Origin of the sequence: Bombilactobacillus bombi, from assembly GCF_013607485.1 — a bacterium.
In the GTDB taxonomy this organism is placed as follows: domain Bacteria; phylum Bacillota; class Bacilli; order Lactobacillales; family Lactobacillaceae; genus Bombilactobacillus; species Bombilactobacillus bombi_A.
This window is the reverse complement of sequence record NZ_SCHP01000001.1, coordinates 101,053-119,425: the sequence shown is the minus strand read 5'-3', so window position 1 is coordinate 119,425 and position 18,373 is coordinate 101,053. Positions and strand designations below refer to the sequence as shown.

At 35.9% G+C, this 18,373-nt stretch carries 15 protein-coding genes and 1 tRNA gene; 8 read left to right on the top strand and 8 right to left on the bottom strand.

Annotated features, from left to right (window positions below; genetic code table 11):
• Window positions 1-83 precede the first annotated feature (83 nt).
• Complete coding sequence (locus EQ827_RS00515) at window positions 84-1,517, bottom strand: APC family permease (RefSeq protein WP_181189035.1); 1,434 nt, start codon at window positions 1,515-1,517, stop codon at window positions 84-86.
• Between the two features lie 89 nt (window positions 1,518-1,606).
• Here EQ827_RS00515 and EQ827_RS00510 point away from each other — a divergent pair, with 89 nt between their 5' ends.
• On the top strand, window positions 1,607-2,023 hold the full coding sequence (locus EQ827_RS00510; protein ID WP_181189034.1) for a GtrA family protein: 417 nt from the start codon (window positions 1,607-1,609) through the stop codon (window positions 2,021-2,023).
• Between the two features lie 110 nt (window positions 2,024-2,133).
• A complete protein-coding gene (locus EQ827_RS00505; RefSeq protein WP_181189033.1) occupies window positions 2,134-3,045 on the top strand; it encodes a magnesium transporter CorA family protein in 912 nt (303 codons plus the stop codon).
• A gap of 424 nt (window positions 3,046-3,469) precedes the next feature.
• Here the strand turns inward: EQ827_RS00505 and EQ827_RS00500 are convergent, their stop codons facing one another.
• Window positions 3,470-4,702 carry a C40 family peptidase gene (locus EQ827_RS00500; RefSeq protein WP_181189032.1) on the bottom strand — a complete coding sequence of 411 codons (1,233 nt, stop codon included), beginning with the start codon at window positions 4,700-4,702 and terminating at the stop codon, window positions 3,470-3,472.
• Between the two features lie 16 nt (window positions 4,703-4,718).
• Window positions 4,719-5,816 (bottom strand): C39 family peptidase, encoded by a 1,098-nt coding sequence (locus EQ827_RS00495; protein ID WP_181189031.1) that lies wholly within the window; start codon window positions 5,814-5,816, stop codon window positions 4,719-4,721.
• Between the two features lie 189 nt (window positions 5,817-6,005).
• Between EQ827_RS00495 and EQ827_RS00490 the strand changes: the two genes are divergently transcribed.
• The gene (locus EQ827_RS00490; protein ID WP_181189030.1) at window positions 6,006-6,728 is read left to right on the top strand and encodes a DUF975 family protein; all 723 of its coding nucleotides are present in this window, start codon (window positions 6,006-6,008) and stop codon (window positions 6,726-6,728) included.
• Window positions 6,729-6,769: 41 nt separating this feature from the next.
• On the opposite strand, the gene EQ827_RS00485 is transcribed toward EQ827_RS00490, so the two are convergent.
• The 5 genes from EQ827_RS00485 to EQ827_RS00465 form a co-directional block, all read right to left on the bottom strand.
• Window positions 6,770-7,507: an amino acid ABC transporter ATP-binding protein gene (locus tag EQ827_RS00485; RefSeq protein ID WP_181189029.1), complete on the bottom strand. Its 738-nt coding sequence runs from the start codon at window positions 7,505-7,507 to the stop codon at window positions 6,770-6,772.
• On the bottom strand, window positions 7,504-8,937 hold the full coding sequence (locus EQ827_RS00480) for an ABC transporter substrate-binding protein/permease (RefSeq protein WP_181189028.1): 1,434 nt from the start codon (window positions 8,935-8,937) through the stop codon (window positions 7,504-7,506). The genes EQ827_RS00485 and EQ827_RS00480 overlap by 4 nt, the downstream gene beginning before the upstream one ends.
• Window positions 8,938-9,027: 90 nt before the next feature.
• Entirely contained in the window at window positions 9,028-9,912 is an 885-nt protein-coding gene (locus EQ827_RS00475) for a LysR family transcriptional regulator (protein ID WP_181189027.1), read from the bottom strand.
• 646 nt (window positions 9,913-10,558) lie between these two features.
• Window positions 10,559-11,989: an amino acid ABC transporter substrate-binding protein/permease gene (locus EQ827_RS00470; RefSeq protein WP_181189026.1), complete on the bottom strand. Its 1,431-nt coding sequence runs from the start codon at window positions 11,987-11,989 to the stop codon at window positions 10,559-10,561.
• A 543-nt stretch (window positions 11,990-12,532) separates the two neighbouring features.
• Window positions 12,533-12,605: transfer RNA gene (locus tag EQ827_RS00465), tRNA-Lys, on the bottom strand.
• A 111-nt stretch (window positions 12,606-12,716) separates the two neighbouring features.
• On the opposite strand from EQ827_RS00465, the gene yycF reads away from it, so the two are divergent.
• From yycF to EQ827_RS00440, 5 genes are read left to right on the top strand one after another with little or no spacing between them, the layout of a single operon-like run.
• A complete protein-coding gene (gene yycF, locus EQ827_RS00460) occupies window positions 12,717-13,436 on the top strand; it encodes a response regulator YycF (RefSeq protein ID WP_181189025.1) in 720 nt (239 codons plus the stop codon).
• Window positions 13,437-13,474: 38 nt separating this feature from the next.
• Complete coding sequence (gene walK / locus EQ827_RS00455; RefSeq protein WP_181189024.1) at window positions 13,475-15,352, top strand: cell wall metabolism sensor histidine kinase WalK; 1,878 nt, start codon at window positions 13,475-13,477, stop codon at window positions 15,350-15,352.
• Complete coding sequence (yycH, locus tag EQ827_RS00450) at window positions 15,339-16,646, top strand: two-component system activity regulator YycH (protein ID WP_181189023.1); 1,308 nt, start codon at window positions 15,339-15,341, stop codon at window positions 16,644-16,646. The genes walK and yycH overlap by 14 nt, the downstream gene beginning before the upstream one ends.
• A gap of 12 nt (window positions 16,647-16,658) precedes the next feature.
• Window positions 16,659-17,480 carry a two-component system regulatory protein YycI gene (locus EQ827_RS00445; RefSeq protein WP_181189022.1) on the top strand — a complete coding sequence of 274 codons (822 nt, stop codon included), beginning with the start codon at window positions 16,659-16,661 and terminating at the stop codon, window positions 17,478-17,480.
• On the top strand, window positions 17,473-18,273 hold the full coding sequence (locus tag EQ827_RS00440) for an MBL fold metallo-hydrolase (protein ID WP_181189021.1): 801 nt from the start codon (window positions 17,473-17,475) through the stop codon (window positions 18,271-18,273). Before EQ827_RS00445 ends, EQ827_RS00440 begins: the two co-directional genes overlap by 8 nt.
• Window positions 18,274-18,373: the final 100 nt, after the last annotated feature.

The window sequence follows — 18,373 nt, the reverse complement described above, 5'->3', positions numbered from 1 at the left end:
TTGTCCCGGATTTATATATATTTATAGATGCTAGGAGGATAAAAACCCACACGGTGCGTGCTAGCGCACAATAAAAATTACAATCAAACTTTATTTTTCTGACGGCGGGCGATTGCGGGCAGGATCAAACCTAAAATCATTAAGACAAACGGTGTTAATATATTGAGCCCTAATTGAAACCACCAACTCTGAGGATTAGCATTATATGACAATTTAGGAACCATTCCTAATATGCAGGCAAAAGCGGTAAAAATAAAGCACCACAAACCAATATCAAAGCCAACATGAGAATTCTTAACAAAGAGATAATCGCTTTGATAAGTTTTGAGCTGCTGATTTAAAAGCATGTAGGCTACAAAAACCCATAAATATCTTAATGGCATAACAATTGAATTTAGATTTAAAAGCCACTTGTAGAGATCATTCATTCCTTGAATACCAATGGCCGGAACTATAATCAAAATTGCGACTAGAATTCCAGTCATTAAATAGCCGTAGATAGGTATATTGCGTTGGTTTTTTTGGCTAAGTTTAGCGGGAATATAATTACGATCTGCATCATCTAAAAGCATGCGTAAGGGTGCATCAATTGACACGGCCAAAGCAGCAGCAGAAGCGAGGATATTAGCCAATGCAAACAGCCACATAAAGATATTGCCTAAATGAAAATATTGCCCTAATAACTGAAAGGCATAATAAGCACCATTAGCCATTAAATCATCGGGAATATGATGGGCATTAAAAATAATTCCCATGGAAAATGATCCCAAAATCGCAGAAATGGCCACCATAACAGCTAGAGCAATCATTCCCTTAGGAAATTCGCGGCTGGGATTATGAGTTTGCTTAACATAGGGAGAAATTTTTTCCGCACCGCCGACAGCAAAAACCAGCATAGAAATAGTAGTAAAATAGTTCAAATCAAACTTGGGCAGGTAGGTGTCTAATTGATTCATTTGCGCAGTTTGAATGGTCATTTTGGTCATAAATGGAGCCGCAATGCCCAAAATTATAAAAAGGATGGACATGGAAAACATGGCAATCCCCGCAATACTGCCCACACGATTTAAAGTAGTAACGCCCCGAGATGCCAGCCATAAAAAGGCTAGAAAAATAACTAAACAAAGAGTTTGAACTAAGAAAGCCGGCGCTTGGTTGACAAAATTTCCATTACCTTTTAGTAGCCAGCTAAAGCCTACAATAATAATCTGCGGTTTTTGCGCCAGATAAGGCACGTGTACCACCCAGTAGGTCCAAGCTGCCAAATAAGCTAATTTACTATTGGCCAATTCTTTAATCCAAGAAGCTACTCCGCCATCGTCTGTGGTAAAGGTGGCACCTAATTGTCCAACCATTAACGTATAGGGAATAAAATAAAGCAACATAATTAAAACCCAAGAAACAATAACTACTAAGCCTTGATTAGCAAAATTGTTGACAACGTTAGTTAATCCCCACACAGTTGTAAAACTAACCAGGGCAATATTAAACCAACGCAGTTGTTTTTGATTTTCCATAGAATCTCCTTGTCTAAATATTGTAAAATAGTCATAATAAACCTACAAGCTGCATTATACAGCAACTCTTCAATTATACAGGAGTCTTTATGGAGAAGCTAATTACTTTAATAAAAAAATATTGGGCGCTTATCTCTTATTTGATATTTGGGGGATTAACCACCTTAATTAATTTAATAGTATTTTATGAACTTTACACTTGGAATCATATAATGGGTTATCAAATGGCCACCTTTGTTGCTTGGTTATTGTCAGTACTTTTTGCCTATATCACAAATAAACAATTTGTTTTTAATTCGCATCAAAGTTCGAAAAAAGCCGTACTAAAAGAATTAGAAGCATTTTTCTTCTTTAGAATTTTGAGTCTATTAATTGATTTTGTAGTTTTACAAATAGGTATTGGCATGCTGCATGCTAATAGCCTCATTGTTAAATTAATCGACAATATCATCGTGGTGATAGCTAATTATGTCTTTAGTAAGGTATTTATCTTTAAAAGAAAATAAATCACTTAAAACACTAAAGAGGCCCCTTAAATAGCAAGGCGCTATTGTAGCAAATAATGAAGGGAAAAAATATTTCTAATATTTCCCGGGAAATATGGAGGGTGATAAAATTGATTGAAAACATTGCGCTGAATCCTCAATATAAATTTATTAATACCAGCCACTTAACTGCCAGTGAAATCTCAGACTTAGAACGCGACTTTCATATTGATGATGAAATCATTGCTTATGGAACTGATCGTGATGAAAGCCCTAATTATATCTACGATAAAACTACAAGTGATCAATTATTAATCATTCAAATACCCCGTTTTTTAGATAAAGATGATTTGCATTATGTCACCCAGCCAATTGAATTTTTAATTCATCAAGATACTTTGTTTATTTTTAATCCCTGTGACAGTTCTATTGTCAAGAAGTCTTTGAATAAGCTGCAACTAAACTTAAGCAAATTTACTAATGAGAAAGTAGTTTTGGCTTTATTATTTGAATTGATTGACACTTTTTTGCCTGTGATCCGTCAAATCACCCATCGGCGTAATCAACTCGATCAAGAGCTTAACAAAAAAATTACTAATGAAAAATTAGTAGAGCTTTCACGTTTAGAACAATCATTGTCATTTTTTTCTAGTGCTATCATTTTAAATGAATCAATTATTTGTCGCTTAGCTCAAACGCCCTTTATGCGTACAAGCCAAGAAACTGCCAATTCAGAGATGTTAGAGGATGTTCTAGTGGAATGTCGTCAGGTTAAACAAATGGTTGAAACAGAATTAGATATTGTTCAAAGAATCACAGAAACTTTTAATGTTATTGCCAATAATAATTTGAATGACACAATGAAATTTTTAACAATTTGGTCTTTGATTTTAACAGTTCCGACAATTGTAACTGGTTTTTTTGGTATGAATGTAGGTTTGCCATGGATGAAAGTTTCTTTTGCTTGGATAATAATTGTAGTGATCTGTATCATCTTGTCCCTATGGCTCTTGTTGATTTTAAAGTTTCATAAGAAGCTTTAAAATTATAAATATATTAAAAAATAGCTTGAAATTCTCATTTAAGAGCATAAAATACAGTAATAGTATTACTAATTAATGTGATACTATTACAGAGGATAATGTTTAGGTGAATTGAACCTCTCCTAATTGATTAAATAATGATATATCCTCCTGTCTAAAAAGCAACAGTCTAATTAATAGATTGTTGCTTTTTAAATTTCAGGTCGTAATTACACTCACAAATATTAAATTATGTTGGCAAATACTAATAATATTCGTTGTCGCATTCTAGTTATAAGAGTGGAGGTAAAAGCTCTATATAACTTTTATGAGTATATTTCCTAGGTAATTATTAGCATGAAAGTTCAAATTTTATAACTAAAAAGCCCTTAGCAAAAAATGCTAAGGGCTTTTTGAGCATATACATTTGTTGGGTAAAAATTTCTTAATAGAATACTCGACCAACTTTAGCTACAATGTTCCGCTGCCAGTTAGTAATTGGCCGAACAGCGACAGAATCAGGCCAAGAATCTAAGACTTGATTATTTCCTAAGTAGATACCGACGTGCCAGATGCTGCCATCATAAGGGCTTTGATAGAAAATTAAATCACCACGAAGTCTTTGTGAATAAGCAACACTGTGAACATAAGGGCTGCTGTATAAGAGTTGGCAATTCCATTCATTACCAGGTTGAGCATGCTGGATATTGCTGGTAGGTTGAGGATCAATACCAGAAGCATATAGAGCTTGGGTGACTAATCCAGAGCAATCAACGCCATAAGCTGGTGAAGAAGCTGCTCCAGAAATCCACGGTTTACCTAGATATTCTTTGGCTTGGGCAATCATCGCTTCGATATGATCGCTGCGGCTGCTATTAATATTGGTTCTTAAAGGCGCAACATAACTATCTAAATCGTACCAATCTTTGCCGCTGAAGCCCATATGTGTCCAGGTATTATAATCAACAATACCAGTAGCTTTTAAACCATGGCTTGCTTGCCAATTGCGTACGCGAGAAATTACATTACCATCATAAATGGTATGAGCATTAGATAAACCAAAGAATTGACGTACTTTATAGACTTTAATACCTTCTACGCCATTATAAAGGTCATATCCAGGTTTTTGCTGTTGAGTAATTTGCGAGTTGTGAATAGGATACCAACCAGCGGGATTAGTATATTTAGGAGTAGCAACATCATCACTATTAATCCAAGTGTTAGTAGCAACTTGATACCATGTTTTACCGTTAGCGTTATCAGTATAGTTATACTGCCAAGCACTATTGGCGGCTAAGTTGCTATTAATTGCTTCATAAGTACCATGTTGATAATGATAAGTGACAGCACCATTTTTTCCAGCCCAGACTACACCTTTTTGGGGCACACCATGCTGTAAATTCACATCTTCAGATTTAACGAATTCATGATCGGAAACTCGATATAAAGTACCAACATCTGGTATGTCGATGGTGCCATTAATTAACCAAGGTGTATTAGCCATTAATTGCCGTCCAGCAATGGCTTGTCCATTATCATTATATAATTGTGCTAGTTTTACAGTAGTTACCACACCGTTAGCAGGATTGACATTGGCAGCTTGTGCCTTAGGTGCCAAATTAATTGCGCTTAAAAGGCTGGCACTAATTACTATTGTAGTAAGTATTTTTTTATTCATCCTTATTTCCTCACTTTTAATAACTTATAGCTCTTTGAGCTTGACTATTCCAGTTATGAATAAAGGTATTGATAGGTAAAGCAGTTCTTTCATTGGTCCAACAGTCATTATAGTAAACATATTTGTTATCATAGCCGACAACTACTAAAGCATGATAAGGAAAACCATGCATTGTATTCCAAGTTACCACTGGATGACCTAAACTCAATTGGTATTTAATTGCGTCAAAGCTTAAACCTGTTAGGTTTTTGGCGGTATGGTTGGGTGTGTATTTTTGAACTAAATTCATTAATGCTGGTGGGAAAATCGTCACACCCGTACCGTTCCAAGGATCACCTATATAACCGTAATTAGGATCATGATTCCGTGGCATTTCACGTGCTAGTTGCATTTTATCTACTTTAGCACCAGCATATTGTAACATCATTGTTACCGCTGTGATTTCACAGCCATTAGGCAACTCAGGACGTTGAGCAATTAAGGGCACATTGCGTAAATAAACTGCTGGCTGATAATCATTGGCATGCACTACTACTACAAAACTATCATTAACCCATTGATTATCGCCTACTTCATACCAATAATGTCCATTGGCATATACGTGGTTAACTACTGCCCAAGCACTGCCACTCTCTAGTGTCCGCCCAGAACTTTGGGCTTGTGCGCCGTAGCCATTATATAAAATTACACCAGAACCTTTGATGATACAGACAAAAGCGTTGCCGGAACCATCTTTGATTTCGTTTTCAATTGGATGTGCAGTACCGTCGACATTTCCAGATTGAAAGGTTACTTGGTCATAACTGATGTATTCTTCGCTAGAAACTTGATAATATTTTTGTCCAGTACTGCTAACCCGTAGGGAATTGGTGCGCCAAGCTGAATGTGGTGATAGACTGCGCCCCTTAATTAGTTGACCTTGTGCATTGTAAAGTGGGGCCATTTGGTCTTTAACTGTAACAACTCCCGCTAACTGAGTAACAGTAAAGTTAGCCGGTGCTACATTACTGCTGACAGTATTAGTATCAGCTTGAACAGCTTGAGCTGTATTAACGCTATAAGCTCCGATAGCTAAAGCTGCTAGGGCTAAATTGTAGCTAATAAACTTATACAAGTTAACCCTTCTTTTTTTAAATAACAATAATATTATACCTCCTTTTTTAGTGATGTCATAATTATATCGCAAATTGAGTTATCGAGATATAGTCATTTGGAAAAAGAAAAATAGGTGGTGTTTCATTTGCCTATGGACTATACTTAAAGCACTCAGTAACTGTGAAAGCGATCTAAAGGAGGATTTGGAATGCAAGAACGTTTAAAAACTCGTGCCGAATTAAAACGCGAGGTAAAAAATTTATATCATGGACAATGGATAACGGCCATTAAGCTTAATTTAATACCAATCATCTTAGCTATTATTATGCGTATGGTTTTAATCCTTGCAGGCATAGGTATTGTTGCCTTATTTTCCTATTTTTCTTCTGCTAAAATGGGTGGTAGTACTAACTATAATTATGGCGCCAGATCAGGTGGTAGTTTAATTTGGTCACTGGTGGTTGTTTTAATTAATATGAGTATTATGTTTACAACGATTGATTGGCTACGCACTAAAGAACATCCTGATAAATTAATGCAGGGTGCTTTTAGCGTGTTTTCGAAGCGCTACTTTTTAGGAGCTTTAGTGATTGAAATTTTAACGTACATTTTTGTGTTTTTATGGTCATTGCTATTAATTATTCCGGGAATTGTAAAACAGTATTCCTACTCTCAGGCATCTTATATCTTTAAAGATTTGACCGATCAGAATCCTAATAGTGATATCAGTTATTTTGATTGTATTACGCGCAGCCGCCAATTAATGAAAGGACAAAAATGGCGCTTGTTTGTCTTGCAATTGAGCTTTTTAGGTTGGGAGATTTTAAATTTGATAGTTTTAGGTTTTGGTTCTATTTGGCTGAAACCTTATGAAAATGCTACGTATGCTGCCTTTTATAAGGACTTAAGTGCTAATTTGACATTAGAGTAATAAAAAGCTCTCCTAGCTCATAGTTTTAGGAGAGCTTTTTATTATACATTTAAAACTTTATTTAAGAATTCTTGTAAACGTGGATTTTGGGGATGATCAAAAATAGCTGTCGGGGTGCCTTCTTCTAAAATTTGACCATCATCAAAAAATAATACTCGATCAGCCACTTCTTTGGCAAAGCCCATTTCGTGAGTAACTACAATCATCGTCATTCCTTGTTGAGCCAGTTTTTTCATAACTTGTAAAACGTCGCCCACCATTTCAGGATCTAACGCACTGGTTGGTTCGTCAAACAGCATTAAATCGGGGTTCATAGCCAAAGCCCGCGCAATAGCTACACGTTGTTGCTGACCGCCAGAAAGTGATTGGATTGGCGCAGCAAATTTTTCCTCTAAACCAACCATTTTTAATAAGTGATGTGCTTGAGCTGCTGCTTTTTGCTCATCTAAATTTTTTAATTCTTGGGGTGCTAACATAATATTTTGGGCAACTGATAAGTTATTAAAAAGATTAAAATGTTGAAAAACCATGCCCACATTTTCGCGTACTTGATTGATATTAGCATTGGGTTGGGCAATATCAGTGCCGTCAATAACAATGTTTCCTGAAGTTGGATCTTCTAAGCGATTGAGAGTTCTCAAAAAGGTACTCTTACCAGAGCCAGAGGGTCCGATGATAACTACAACTTCATTAGATTGTACAGTTAAATTAACATTTTTTAAAACATGATTGGTGCCAAAATTTTTGTTAAGGTTAGTTACTTGTACTTTTATACTCATGCTTGCATTCTCCTTTGAACCCAATTAGATAGCCAAGTCAGTAGGGTAATAATGATAAGATAAATCAAGGCAATAATTGCCCAGATTTTAAAGCCCTCTAGATTACGGGCAATGATGATTTTACCCGTTTGGGTAAGCTCTAGAAGTCCAATGACCGATAAAATAGAAGTGTCTTTTAAAGTAATAATAAACTGATTGATAAAAGATGGAATCATGATTTTAATACCCTGCGGTAAAATTACCCGCCGCATGGCCTTGCCAAACGGTAAACCTAAGCTGCGGGCAGCTTCCATTTGCCCCGGATCTACTGCTTGAATGCCTCCTTTGACAAAGGCGGCAATATAAGCACCTTCATTCAAGGTCAAGGTAATAATTCCTGCTAGAAAGGCAGGAATTTTTTGTCCAGTCAAACTGGGAATCCCCGTGTAGATGAATAAAGCTAAAACTAACAAGGGCAAACCGCGAAAGATATAAATAATAGTAGTGGAGAGACCTTGGCAGAATTTATTGGGTACAACCCCTAAAAGACCAATAATAATGCCAAAAATCGTGGCAAATAAAATCGCCGCTACTGTCAGCCAAATTGTTTCTCCTAAACCACTAAGCAGGGCTGCTTGATTTTGTTTAATTAAACCAAAGAAACTGCGATCTTCTTGGGGCTGAGCTGGAGCTTTGTGGTGTTTAGTGCCAAGATAGTGGGCTTTAATTTTATCATAAGTACCATTGGCCTTAATCTTTTTCAGACCGGCATCAAACTGCTGGAGTAGCTTTTGATTATGACCCTTACGAACGGCAAAACCATAAGTACTTTTATTAGCAGGTTTAAGCGGAATTTTGAGAGGTGTGCCTTGTTTGATGGCATACTGCATTACCGGCTGGTCTTCAAAGCAAGCTACTGAATTGCCGGTAACTACATCTTGATACATATTGTTGGAATCATCAAAAGTGACAGTTTTAAAACCATATTTACTTTTAATACTGTTGGCATATGCGGCTGCGGCCGCACCAGTTTTTAAAGCAACTTTTTGTCCACGTAATTGGCGAAAAGATTTGATCGAACTATTTTTGCCGACAGCCATGATGATACCAGTATTAAAATAAGGCTGGGAAAAATCAAATTTGACCCTTCTTTCTGGAGTAATCATCATCCCGGCAATAACACCATCAAGTTGTCCAGCCTCCATTGATTGGACCGCTGCGTTAAAGCCTACAGGTTTAATCTGAACTTGAAAGCCCTCTTCTTTAGCTATTGCTTTAATAATGTCGATATCAATGCCTATATATTGGTTGTTTTTATTGGCAAATTCAAATGGCGGATAAGTTACGTCAGTACCAATTTGATAAACTTTTTGTGCCTGAACGGTTTTTAAGGGGCCGATAAAGAACCACAAAAAAAGCAGGCTTAATAATAATCCAATTTTTTTATTCATAAGTAAGAGAGCCTCGCCATTGGTTTATTTTAATTAATAACATTAGCATTTTCTCACAATTAACTACAACTAACAATAGTTTATTGAAAATTAAGCTTGTGCAGCAATATTAGTTTTTAGACGCTGTAAGAATAATTGGGCCACACTTGAGAGCGTTTGGTTTTGCTTCCAAATAATAGTAATTGGCTCAAGTACGGTTGGTTTTAGACGTCGAAATTCTAATTGGGAATTGCGTAAATCTATGAGATGTTCAAAGCTTAAGGCTAAACAGCCTTGATTCTTGACTAAAAGCGCAGCATTAAAGATTAAATTATAAGTGCCAACTATGTGTAATTTCTCAAAAACTGGTCGCCACCAATCTTGAAAACGATCGGCTTGCTGAGCCTGCTCGGAGATTACTAAAGGGTAGCCAAGGAGATCTTGTGGTGTGATCGCGGTTTTATTTTTTAAAGGGGAAGCTGCTGGTAAAATTACTCCCCAATAGTTTTTATCAGGTAGACGAAGAGAATTATATTGCTGGAGGGGTTTAAAACCCATAATAACTCCAAAGTCTAAAGTGCCAGCATCTAACTTAGCCTCCACATCCGCAGCATCACCGCTGTGTAAATGAATTTGAACATTGGGATAGTCTTGAATAATTTCACTAATAACATCCATGATTCGCTGCATGCCAATGCTTTCCCCACCACCAATATCTAATTCTCCACTAATGGATAACTGACTGGCTTGTAAATTGTATTCGGTTTTATCCACTAAAGAGATAATTTCTTGAGCACGTTCACGTAAATAATGTCCCTGTGATGTTAGTTTAATGCTGCGTGGTCCTCGTTCAAATAATTTAACGCCCAATTCAGTTTCTAAATCACTAATTTGCCGTGAAAGTGCTGGTTGGGAAATATGCAAAAAATGGGCTGCGTGTGAGATGTTATGTTCCTGTGCAATCGCTAAAAAGTATCTTAAGACTCGAACATCCATTTAATAATCTCCCTAGTCTAAATTTTTTCTCTAGTATATCATCAAAGCATTTATAATTCATGGTGATACTTACGGTGTCAAGATATGGAACGCATGCTGGTTATTGTGTCTTGTCAGGAAGAAATGCTGTTCAAGCTATTGCTAAACAAAAATAATTAAAATAAAAATCCCCCAAGACTTTGAAGTGCTTGAGGGATTTTTTATAGTAACGGTAAACTATTTTTACAAAACTCAATATGATACCCATATTCCATAAATCGAGTAAGCAAAATCAACTAATTATAAGAATACTAATTATGAGTAAAAGGACCGCCAGCATATAATCCTAAAATAATAAGAACATTTATTAAGTTAAAATTGTGTTTTCAGAATTTGCTCAGCTTTGGTTTCATCTTTTCAACTTTTGTTTCTATTTAGCTATTCTAAAATAGGCAGGGAAGAACAAGGTGACAAAAGGACAAACTTTTAAACTGATAAACTGATAGCTGTCATGGCAATAAAATAGTCAGGTTACAAGTCTTAGTATCAGTAGGAACAGGAAGAATTTTACCCTTTAATAGTTCTAATAATGATATTTGAAAAATATCTACTAATAAGTTGAAATTATAAATATTTATTTTAGAAGTTATTTCCCGGGAAATAATTATTACTGCATCCTCCTTTGAACCCAATTAGATAGCCAAGTCAGTAGGGTAATAATGATAAGATAAATCAAGGCAATAATTGCCCAGATTTTAAAGCCCTCTAGATTACGGGCAATGATGATTTTACCCGTTTGGGTAAGCTCTAGAAGTCCAATGACCGATAAAATAGAAGTGTCTTTTAAAGTAATAATAAACTGATTGATAAAAGATGGAATCATGATTTTAATACCCTGCGGTAAAATTACCCGCCGCATGGCCTTGCCAAACGGTAAACCTAAGCTGCGGGCAGCTTCCATTTGCCCCGGATCTACCGCTTGAATGCCTCCTTTGACAAAGGCGGCAATATAAGCACCTTCATTCAAGGTCAAGGTAATAATTCCTGCTAGAAAGGCAGGAATTTTTTGTCCGGTCAAACTGGGAATACCCGTGTAGATGAATAAAGCTAAAACTAACAAGGGCAAGCCACGAAAGATATAAATAATAGTAGTGGAGAGACCTTGGCAGAATTTATTGGGTACAACCCCTAAAAGACCAATAATAATGCCAAAAATCGTGGCAAATAAAATCGCCGCTACTGTCAGCCAAATTGTTTCTCCTAAACCACTAAGCAGGGCTGCTTGATTTTGTTTAATTAAACCAAAGAAACTGCGATCTTCTTGGGGCTGAGCTGGAGCTTTGTGGTGTTTAGTGCCAAGATAGTGGGCTTTAATTTTATCATAAGTACCATTGGCCTTAATCTTTTTCAGACCGGCATCAAACTGCTGGAGCAGCTTTTGATTATGGCCCTTACGAACGGCAAAACCATAATCGCCGGTATTGGCAGGTGCAGTAACTATCTTAAGTGGAGTTCCGTGATGAATTCCATACTGCATTACCGGCTGGTCTTCAAAGCAAGCTACTGAATTGCCGGTAACTACATCTTGATACATGTTATTGGAATCATCAAAAGTGACAGTTTTAAAACCATATTTACTTTTAATACTGTTGGCATATGCGGCTCCAGCTGTGCCTGTTTTAATTGCTACTTTTTGACCCTTAAGCTGGCTTAGTTTGGTAAGAGAGCTGTTATGTCTGACAGCCATCACTACTCCAGAATGATAATAAGGGGTGGAAAAGTCTAATTTGACTTTTCTTTCCGGAGTAATGTTCATCCCCGCAATAATACCATCCATTTGTCCAGCTTCAACTGCTTGGACTGCTGCGTTAAAGCCTACAGGTTTAATCTGAACTTTAAAACCCTCTTCTTTGGCAATAGCTTTTAATATGTCAATGTCAATGCCAACATAATTATCATCATTATTGGCAAATTCAAATGGCGGAAAAGTGACATCAGTACCAATTTGGTAGACCTTTTGGGCATGAACAATAGTAACAGGAAGTAAAACTAACCATAAAATTAACAACATTAATCCTGAAAATATTTTTCTTTTCATAATTCAGTAGCGACCTCTCTAAGTGATTAATAATATTAATAACTTTTAATTTAGCACAGCCCATAAAGATAAACAAATTAATCGAGACAATAGCTGAGCAAAATTGTCCTTAATTTTCTTCAGATTGTAATTATCGGTAAAAATTTGCCATGAAAGAGGTATTAGCGATGACAAAGATAATCAATAAAAACTGATAGTTGACGTCATCAAAACAATCCCCACATAATGTTATTATTAATCGTTTTAGACACAGTAAAACAATTTCTGTTAAATGCTTAACAGACACTTATATTAGAATATTGGTGTATTTATTGCTACGATTAATCTATTTTGAAAGCCTAGAATAGGATAAAAAATAGATATTTATCTCATGGTCAACTAGATTTAGAAGAAATAAATACCTAGTTGGAACAATGATTCGGTATAAAGTATTATTGGACATGAAATTTGACTATAAAAATAAATAGTTTTTAAAGTTAAAAACTAAAAAAGCTGATATATCAACCTTTTACAGTTATATATCAGCTTTTATCTATCAATTAGTGGGTGGTCAGGGGATCGAACCCTGGACCCACGGATTAAGAGTCCGTTGCTCTGCCAGCTGAGCTAACCACCCAATTAAGTACAAAAAATATAATAGCATAAATTTAAAAATGTGGCAACTTTATTTTTCGATTTCTTCTAGAAAATAGTATACTGAAACTAAAGTAAGGAGGCAATTTACCTAATGACAAATAAAATATTGATTGTCGACGATGAAAAGCCAATTACCGATATCATTAAATATAATCTTGAAAAAGAAGGCTATGAAACTGTCATTGCCTTTGATGGCGAAGCTGCCTTAACTCAAGTCGAACAAGAGAATCCTGACTTGATTATTCTAGATTTAATGTTACCGAAAATTGATGGTCTGGAAGTGGCGCGCCAAGTGCGTAAGACCAAAGATACACCGATTATTATGTTGACAGCTAAGGACTCAGAATTAGATAAGGTTTTAGGTTTAGAAATGGGAGCTGATGATTATGTCACAAAGCCATTTTCTAATCGGGAATTAGTAGCTCGCGTCAAGGCTAATTTGCGCCGTCAAAAGGTTAATTTAGATAACAATAGTGACGAGGCCAACCCTAATATTCAAGTAGGTGAGCTGATGATTCTGCCAGATGCCTATACAGTTACTAAAAAGGGTAAAGAAATCGAATTAACACACCGTGAATTTGAACTTTTACACTATTTATCTCAGCATTTAGGGCAAGTTATGACCAGAGAAAATTTGTTGCAGACAGTCTGGGGCTATGATTATTTTGGTGATGTACGTACTGTTGATGTCACAGTTAGACGTTTGCGGGAAAAAATTGAAAATGATCCTAGTCATCCTGAGTATTTAATTACGCGTCGGGGTGTGGGGTATTATCTCAAAGCCGAGACAAATAAAGAAGATAATGAGTAAGGATAAATACAAGAAAGATTATTTTGGGGAAATAATTAGTGAATAATAAAATTAGCTTTTTTCGCTCAATCCAGTTTAAGATTGCGGCTATTTTTATGCTGTTATTATTAATTACTATTGAAATTATTGGGGCTTATTTTGTGCATCGTTTGGAACAACAGAATATTGAAACTTTTGAAGCACAAGTGCAATTACCTTCTTATGTGACAACATCATTAGCTAATAATCTGGCGAGTTCTTCAGCTCATTCACGACGTAATGTACGTTCAACCATTAATGACATTAGTAATATTCAAAATTCGGATATTGAAGTCATTGATAGTCAAGGTAAGATTGTAGCAGTCAGAAATAGCAGCAATCAAAACATTATCGGACAAAGGACGACTAATGCGCAAATTAAAGATGTCATTTATTCAGGTCGCAAAACCACACAAATATCTCATAATGACCGTGACGGCAGTTATTACTTGGCGATCACGCCCTTAATCAGTTCGAATGGTGATAGTAATACAGTTGTAGGAGCTGTATATATTCGGGCGGATATGGATCAAGTATACAAAAGCATTAATAGCATTGTCTTTATTTTCTTTGTTGCCTCGTTGGTTGCCGGTTTATTAGGGGCTTTAATTTCAATTGTGGTTGCGCGCGCAATTACGCGGCCAATTGCAGAAATGCGCAAACAGGCAATTAGGATGGCCAAGGGTGATTATTCTGGTCAAGTTCGGGTTTATAGTGAAGATGAATTGGGACAACTAGCAGTGGCCGTAAATAATCTGTCAGTTCGAGTAGAAGAAGAACAGGAAAATTCTGATGCTGAACGTAATCGGCTGAACAGTGTGTTAACACAAATGACCGATGGTGTTGTAGCAACTGATCGCCATGGTAAAGTAACAATTATTAATGAAGCTGCCCAATCGTTTCTTAATGTTGATCAAAAAACAGCCTTCACCATGCAATTGGTAGATTTATTAGAAATAAGTGCGACAACTTCTTTTGATGATTTATTAGCGAATCAAGATGAACGAATTATTGAGCCTGAAGCGGATAGTGATGGCGATAATTTGATTTTACAGGCGGATTTTTCTTTAATTAAGCGCAATACTGGTTTTGTGACGGGTGTAATCTGTGTATTGCATGATGTTACTGAACAGCAAAAAATTGACCGTGATCGCCGGCAGTTTGTTTCTAATGTTTCGCACGAATTGCGGACACCCTTAACGAGCTTACGCAGTTATATTGAAACTCTTAACGATGGCGCTTGGAAAGACCCTCACTTAGCACCGCAATTTTTAAAAGTAACACAAGAAGAAACTGAACGCATGATTCGGATGGTTAATTCGTTGTTAGATTTATCACGTTTTGATCAGGGAACTGCCAAATTAAACGTGGAATTAGTTAATTTCAACGAATTTTTTAATTTTATTTTGGATCGCTTTGATATGTTAATTAAAAATAACCAAGAAAAAGCAGCGGCAGCTGGCAAAGATACTAAAAAATATACCATCAAGCGGACTTTTACTAAAAAAGATCTTTGGGTAGAGATTGATCCGGATAAGATGACGCAGGCTATTGATAATATTATGAATAATGCTCTGAAGTATTCGCCAGATGGCGGTACTATTACGTGTCGATTAATTGATACGCAACGTTATATTATTCTGAGTATTAGTGATCAAGGTTTAGGCATTCCCCGTAAAGACTTAAAGAAGGTCTTTGCCCGCTTTTATCGAGTTGATAAAGCCCGCTCCCGCAAGCAAGGCGGTACTGGTTTAGGTTTATCTATTTCTAAAGAAGTTGTGGAAGCACAAGGAGGACACGTCTGGGTTAATAGTATGGAAAACCATGGCTCAACTTTTTATATTTCGCTGCCATATGATCCTAATGAAACTGGGGGTGATTGGGATGAAGCGCTTTAGCAACATTGTGCTAAGGTTTTTTCTCATTATTGCCATAGTTATAAGTTTGGTTTTATCTTGGTTAATTTGGACAAATAATGCTAAATATCAACAAGGGGTCCAATCAGGAACGGTGCAAACTGTGAACCGTCGCACCCTGGCGACCACTAAGGCGATGAATGAAATTTTTGCACCAACTAAGATTATTATCAGTCAGCAAAAGACTCAACGCCTAATTTACAATTATAAATATAGTACGGTACGTGAACTTTTTACCCAGTTTAAGAAGGCTCGTTTAAGTAATTTTGAACGAATTTCGGTTAACGACAGTCTCCGTTATCAACAATTGCTCCATCAAAAAAATTCTTTGCAGTTAGTTTATCCAACCGCTATTACTATTAATACTGTGGCGCATTTAACTGCACAAAAACACTTACAGCAACGTCATGACTATGAAATACAGCGTATTATATTAACTTTAAAAAATCAGCGACATTATCTCTATTTTTTAAATGATCATAATTTTGCGATTTATCGGGTTCGTGAACAAAAGTTGGATTACAATCAAATTCAAAAATTAATCCAAGATAATAATTTTTCGGTACCAGTGAATACGCAAGTGAATGCTCATGGTGTGCAGTTGCTGTATTTGAAGCCTATCAATTTAAAGCCAGTAAGTTATTTAATTACTATTCAAAATAATAATAATTATATTTCTAATCTGCTGAACTCTAAGCAGGGAGCTGACATTACTTCTCATAAAGTGGACAACCAAACAGTCTATCGTAGTGGGATGTATCGACTTTTAGCAGTCAATAATAAAAATGATGAAGTTGCATTTAGTGATTATTCCAAAACCAATGTGCCAAAAAATGTTCCGGATTTATTTGATGAAACTTATCGCTCATTAGTTAAAATTGGTAATCCGTTAAATGGTTTGTACTTATATAGTTATGATCGCAAAAATCAAAGTCTGCTCTTTCGCAACTATGTCGAAGGTTTTCCTATTTTTCAACAAAGTAAAACTGGTTCAGTAAAGATTGATTTTTCAACCAATGGACAAACATTATTTTTTTCTAAAAAAATCCTTCAAGTACCAGTTCCTGCTGAACAAAAACGAGTACGGTTACCAGCCACTACGGATATTATCATGGGTTTAAAAGATAATGGTTTTAATATCCATAATATTCAAAAGATTGTCATTGGGTATAAATGGAGTGATGACAGTCAAAATCACGAAATAGTAGATTTAACACCATCTTATTACGTCAAAATTAATGATCAATGGAAAACTTATGAAGATTGGATTAGTTAAGGGGGGGTAATTATGGATTTTAAGAAAATTGAAATGATTTTTCTGGCCGTATTTATTGCATTAGATATTTTCCTTTTTACCTCTTATTTAAAAAGTCGTAATGCCGTAGTAATCACTAATAATTCAGGACATATTAGCTTAACTAAAGAAATGGATAAAGACAATATTGCAATTGATAAAAAATTAAGTAATTCATCTCAACAAGGATATTATTTGGCTAGCAAAGATAGTCCAGTTTTAAGGATTAATCAAGACAAACTGCGTAACCAAAGTGTCAGCTATAATGAAGAAAAGCATCAGCTGAATAGTATTTTAGATTCACCAATTTTATTGTCAGTGCAAAACCCCCAACAAACACTTAATCGTTTTCTAGCTAAACAGCAAAATGTTTTATTTGGCCAGCAATATCATTATGAACCGAAATTATCAACTAAGAGTAACATTGTCTATATTGAGGATCGAAAAATTGGTCAATTTTACGAATTTGATGGACGTATTACCTTTCAAATTGAAGATAACCGTTTGGTAAGCTATCAGCAGCGCTATATTGATGACATTACAGTTTTACGGGAAAAACAAGCTACTATCAGTGAACGACATGCCGTTGATAGCTTATATACGAATAATGATATTCCCAGCAATTCGCAAATTAAGTGGACAGCTTTAGCCTACGGCCGACTATTAAAGGTTAAAAGTAATACTATTTATATTCCGATGTGGTATGTTGGTTTTACTACGAAAGATTCCAAGACAATGCAAATTAGTAAAATTAACGCCTTTAGTGGTGCTATTATTAAGGATGATCAAAAGCGACAGGTGACAGTGAATGAATGATGTAATGCAAGTAAGTATTCTAGCCAGCAGCAGTCAAGGCAATAGTCTATTTATCAAGACTCCTAAGCAGCAATTATTAATTGATGCTGGTTTATCTGGTAAAAAAATAAAAAACTTATTAACCAGTATTGGCCAAGATATTACTCAATTAGATTCAATTTTAGTAACTCATGAACATAGCGATCATATTCGAGGCGTTGGCGTCTTGGCCCGGCGTTATGGCTTAGATGTTTATGCTAATCAGAAAACTTGGCAGGCGATGGCCCCTAAAATTGGTCAAATACCGCCTAAACAAAAGCATCTATTAGCTGCTAATACGGTTTTCAACCTTGGTGGTATCGATGTTGAAAGTTTTAGTGTTTCTCATGATGCTATCGATCCTCAATTTTATAATATTCATTATGCCGGTAAATCGTTTGTAGATTTAACTGATACCGGCTATGTATCTGATCGGATGAAATATATAATTCAAAATGCGGATGCAATTTTAATGGAGTGCAATCACGACTTACAGATGTTGCGTGATGGGTGTTATCCTTGGTCTTTGAAACAACGTATTATTAGTGATGAAGGACATTTGTCTAATCATGATGGAGCGCAGGCGCTTATCGATGTGATTGGTAATCGGACCCAGCAAGTCTTTTTGGGACATTTAAGCCCTGAGAATAATTACAAAACTCTCGCTCACCAAACGGTAGCGCAAATTTTAATGGCGGCTGATTTAGGTGTAGATTATGATTTTACCTTACATGACACCGACCCCCAGCAGGCAACAAAGTTACTAACAATTTAAGAATCTTCATGCAATTTTCAAATTTATTGGCTACAATATAAACAAGCTGGAATTAAAAATATCTTTCAGCTACAATTTAACTAGTTCTAACAATAATAAC

Coding starts and splice junctions, on each gene's coding strand:
- EQ827_RS00510 (WP_181189034.1), top strand. CDS start 1,607: ATGGAGAAGCTAATTACTTTAATAAAAAAATATTGGGCGCTTATCTCT.
- EQ827_RS00515 (WP_181189035.1), bottom strand. CDS start 1,517: ATGGAAAATCAAAAACAACTGCGTTGGTTTAATATTGCCCTGGTTAGT.
- EQ827_RS00445 (WP_181189022.1), top strand. CDS start 16,659: ATGGATTTTAAGAAAATTGAAATGATTTTTCTGGCCGTATTTATTGCA.
- EQ827_RS00470 (WP_181189026.1), bottom strand. CDS start 11,989: ATGAAAAGAAAAATATTTTCAGGATTAATGTTGTTAATTTTATGGTTA.
- EQ827_RS00475 (WP_181189027.1), bottom strand. CDS start 9,912: ATGGATGTTCGAGTCTTAAGATACTTTTTAGCGATTGCACAGGAACAT.
- EQ827_RS00485 (WP_181189029.1), bottom strand. CDS start 7,507: ATGAGTATAAAAGTACAAGTAACTAACCTTAACAAAAATTTTGGCACC.
- EQ827_RS00480 (WP_181189028.1), bottom strand. CDS start 8,937: ATGAATAAAAAAATTGGATTATTATTAAGCCTGCTTTTTTTGTGGTTC.
- yycF (WP_181189025.1), top strand. CDS start 12,717: ATGACAAATAAAATATTGATTGTCGACGATGAAAAGCCAATTACCGAT.
- EQ827_RS00440 (WP_181189021.1), top strand. CDS start 17,473: ATGAATGATGTAATGCAAGTAAGTATTCTAGCCAGCAGCAGTCAAGGC.
- EQ827_RS00500 (WP_181189032.1), bottom strand. CDS start 4,702: ATGAATAAAAAAATACTTACTACAATAGTAATTAGTGCCAGCCTTTTA.
- yycH (WP_181189023.1), top strand. CDS start 15,339: ATGAAGCGCTTTAGCAACATTGTGCTAAGGTTTTTTCTCATTATTGCC.
- EQ827_RS00490 (WP_181189030.1), top strand. CDS start 6,006: ATGCAAGAACGTTTAAAAACTCGTGCCGAATTAAAACGCGAGGTAAAA.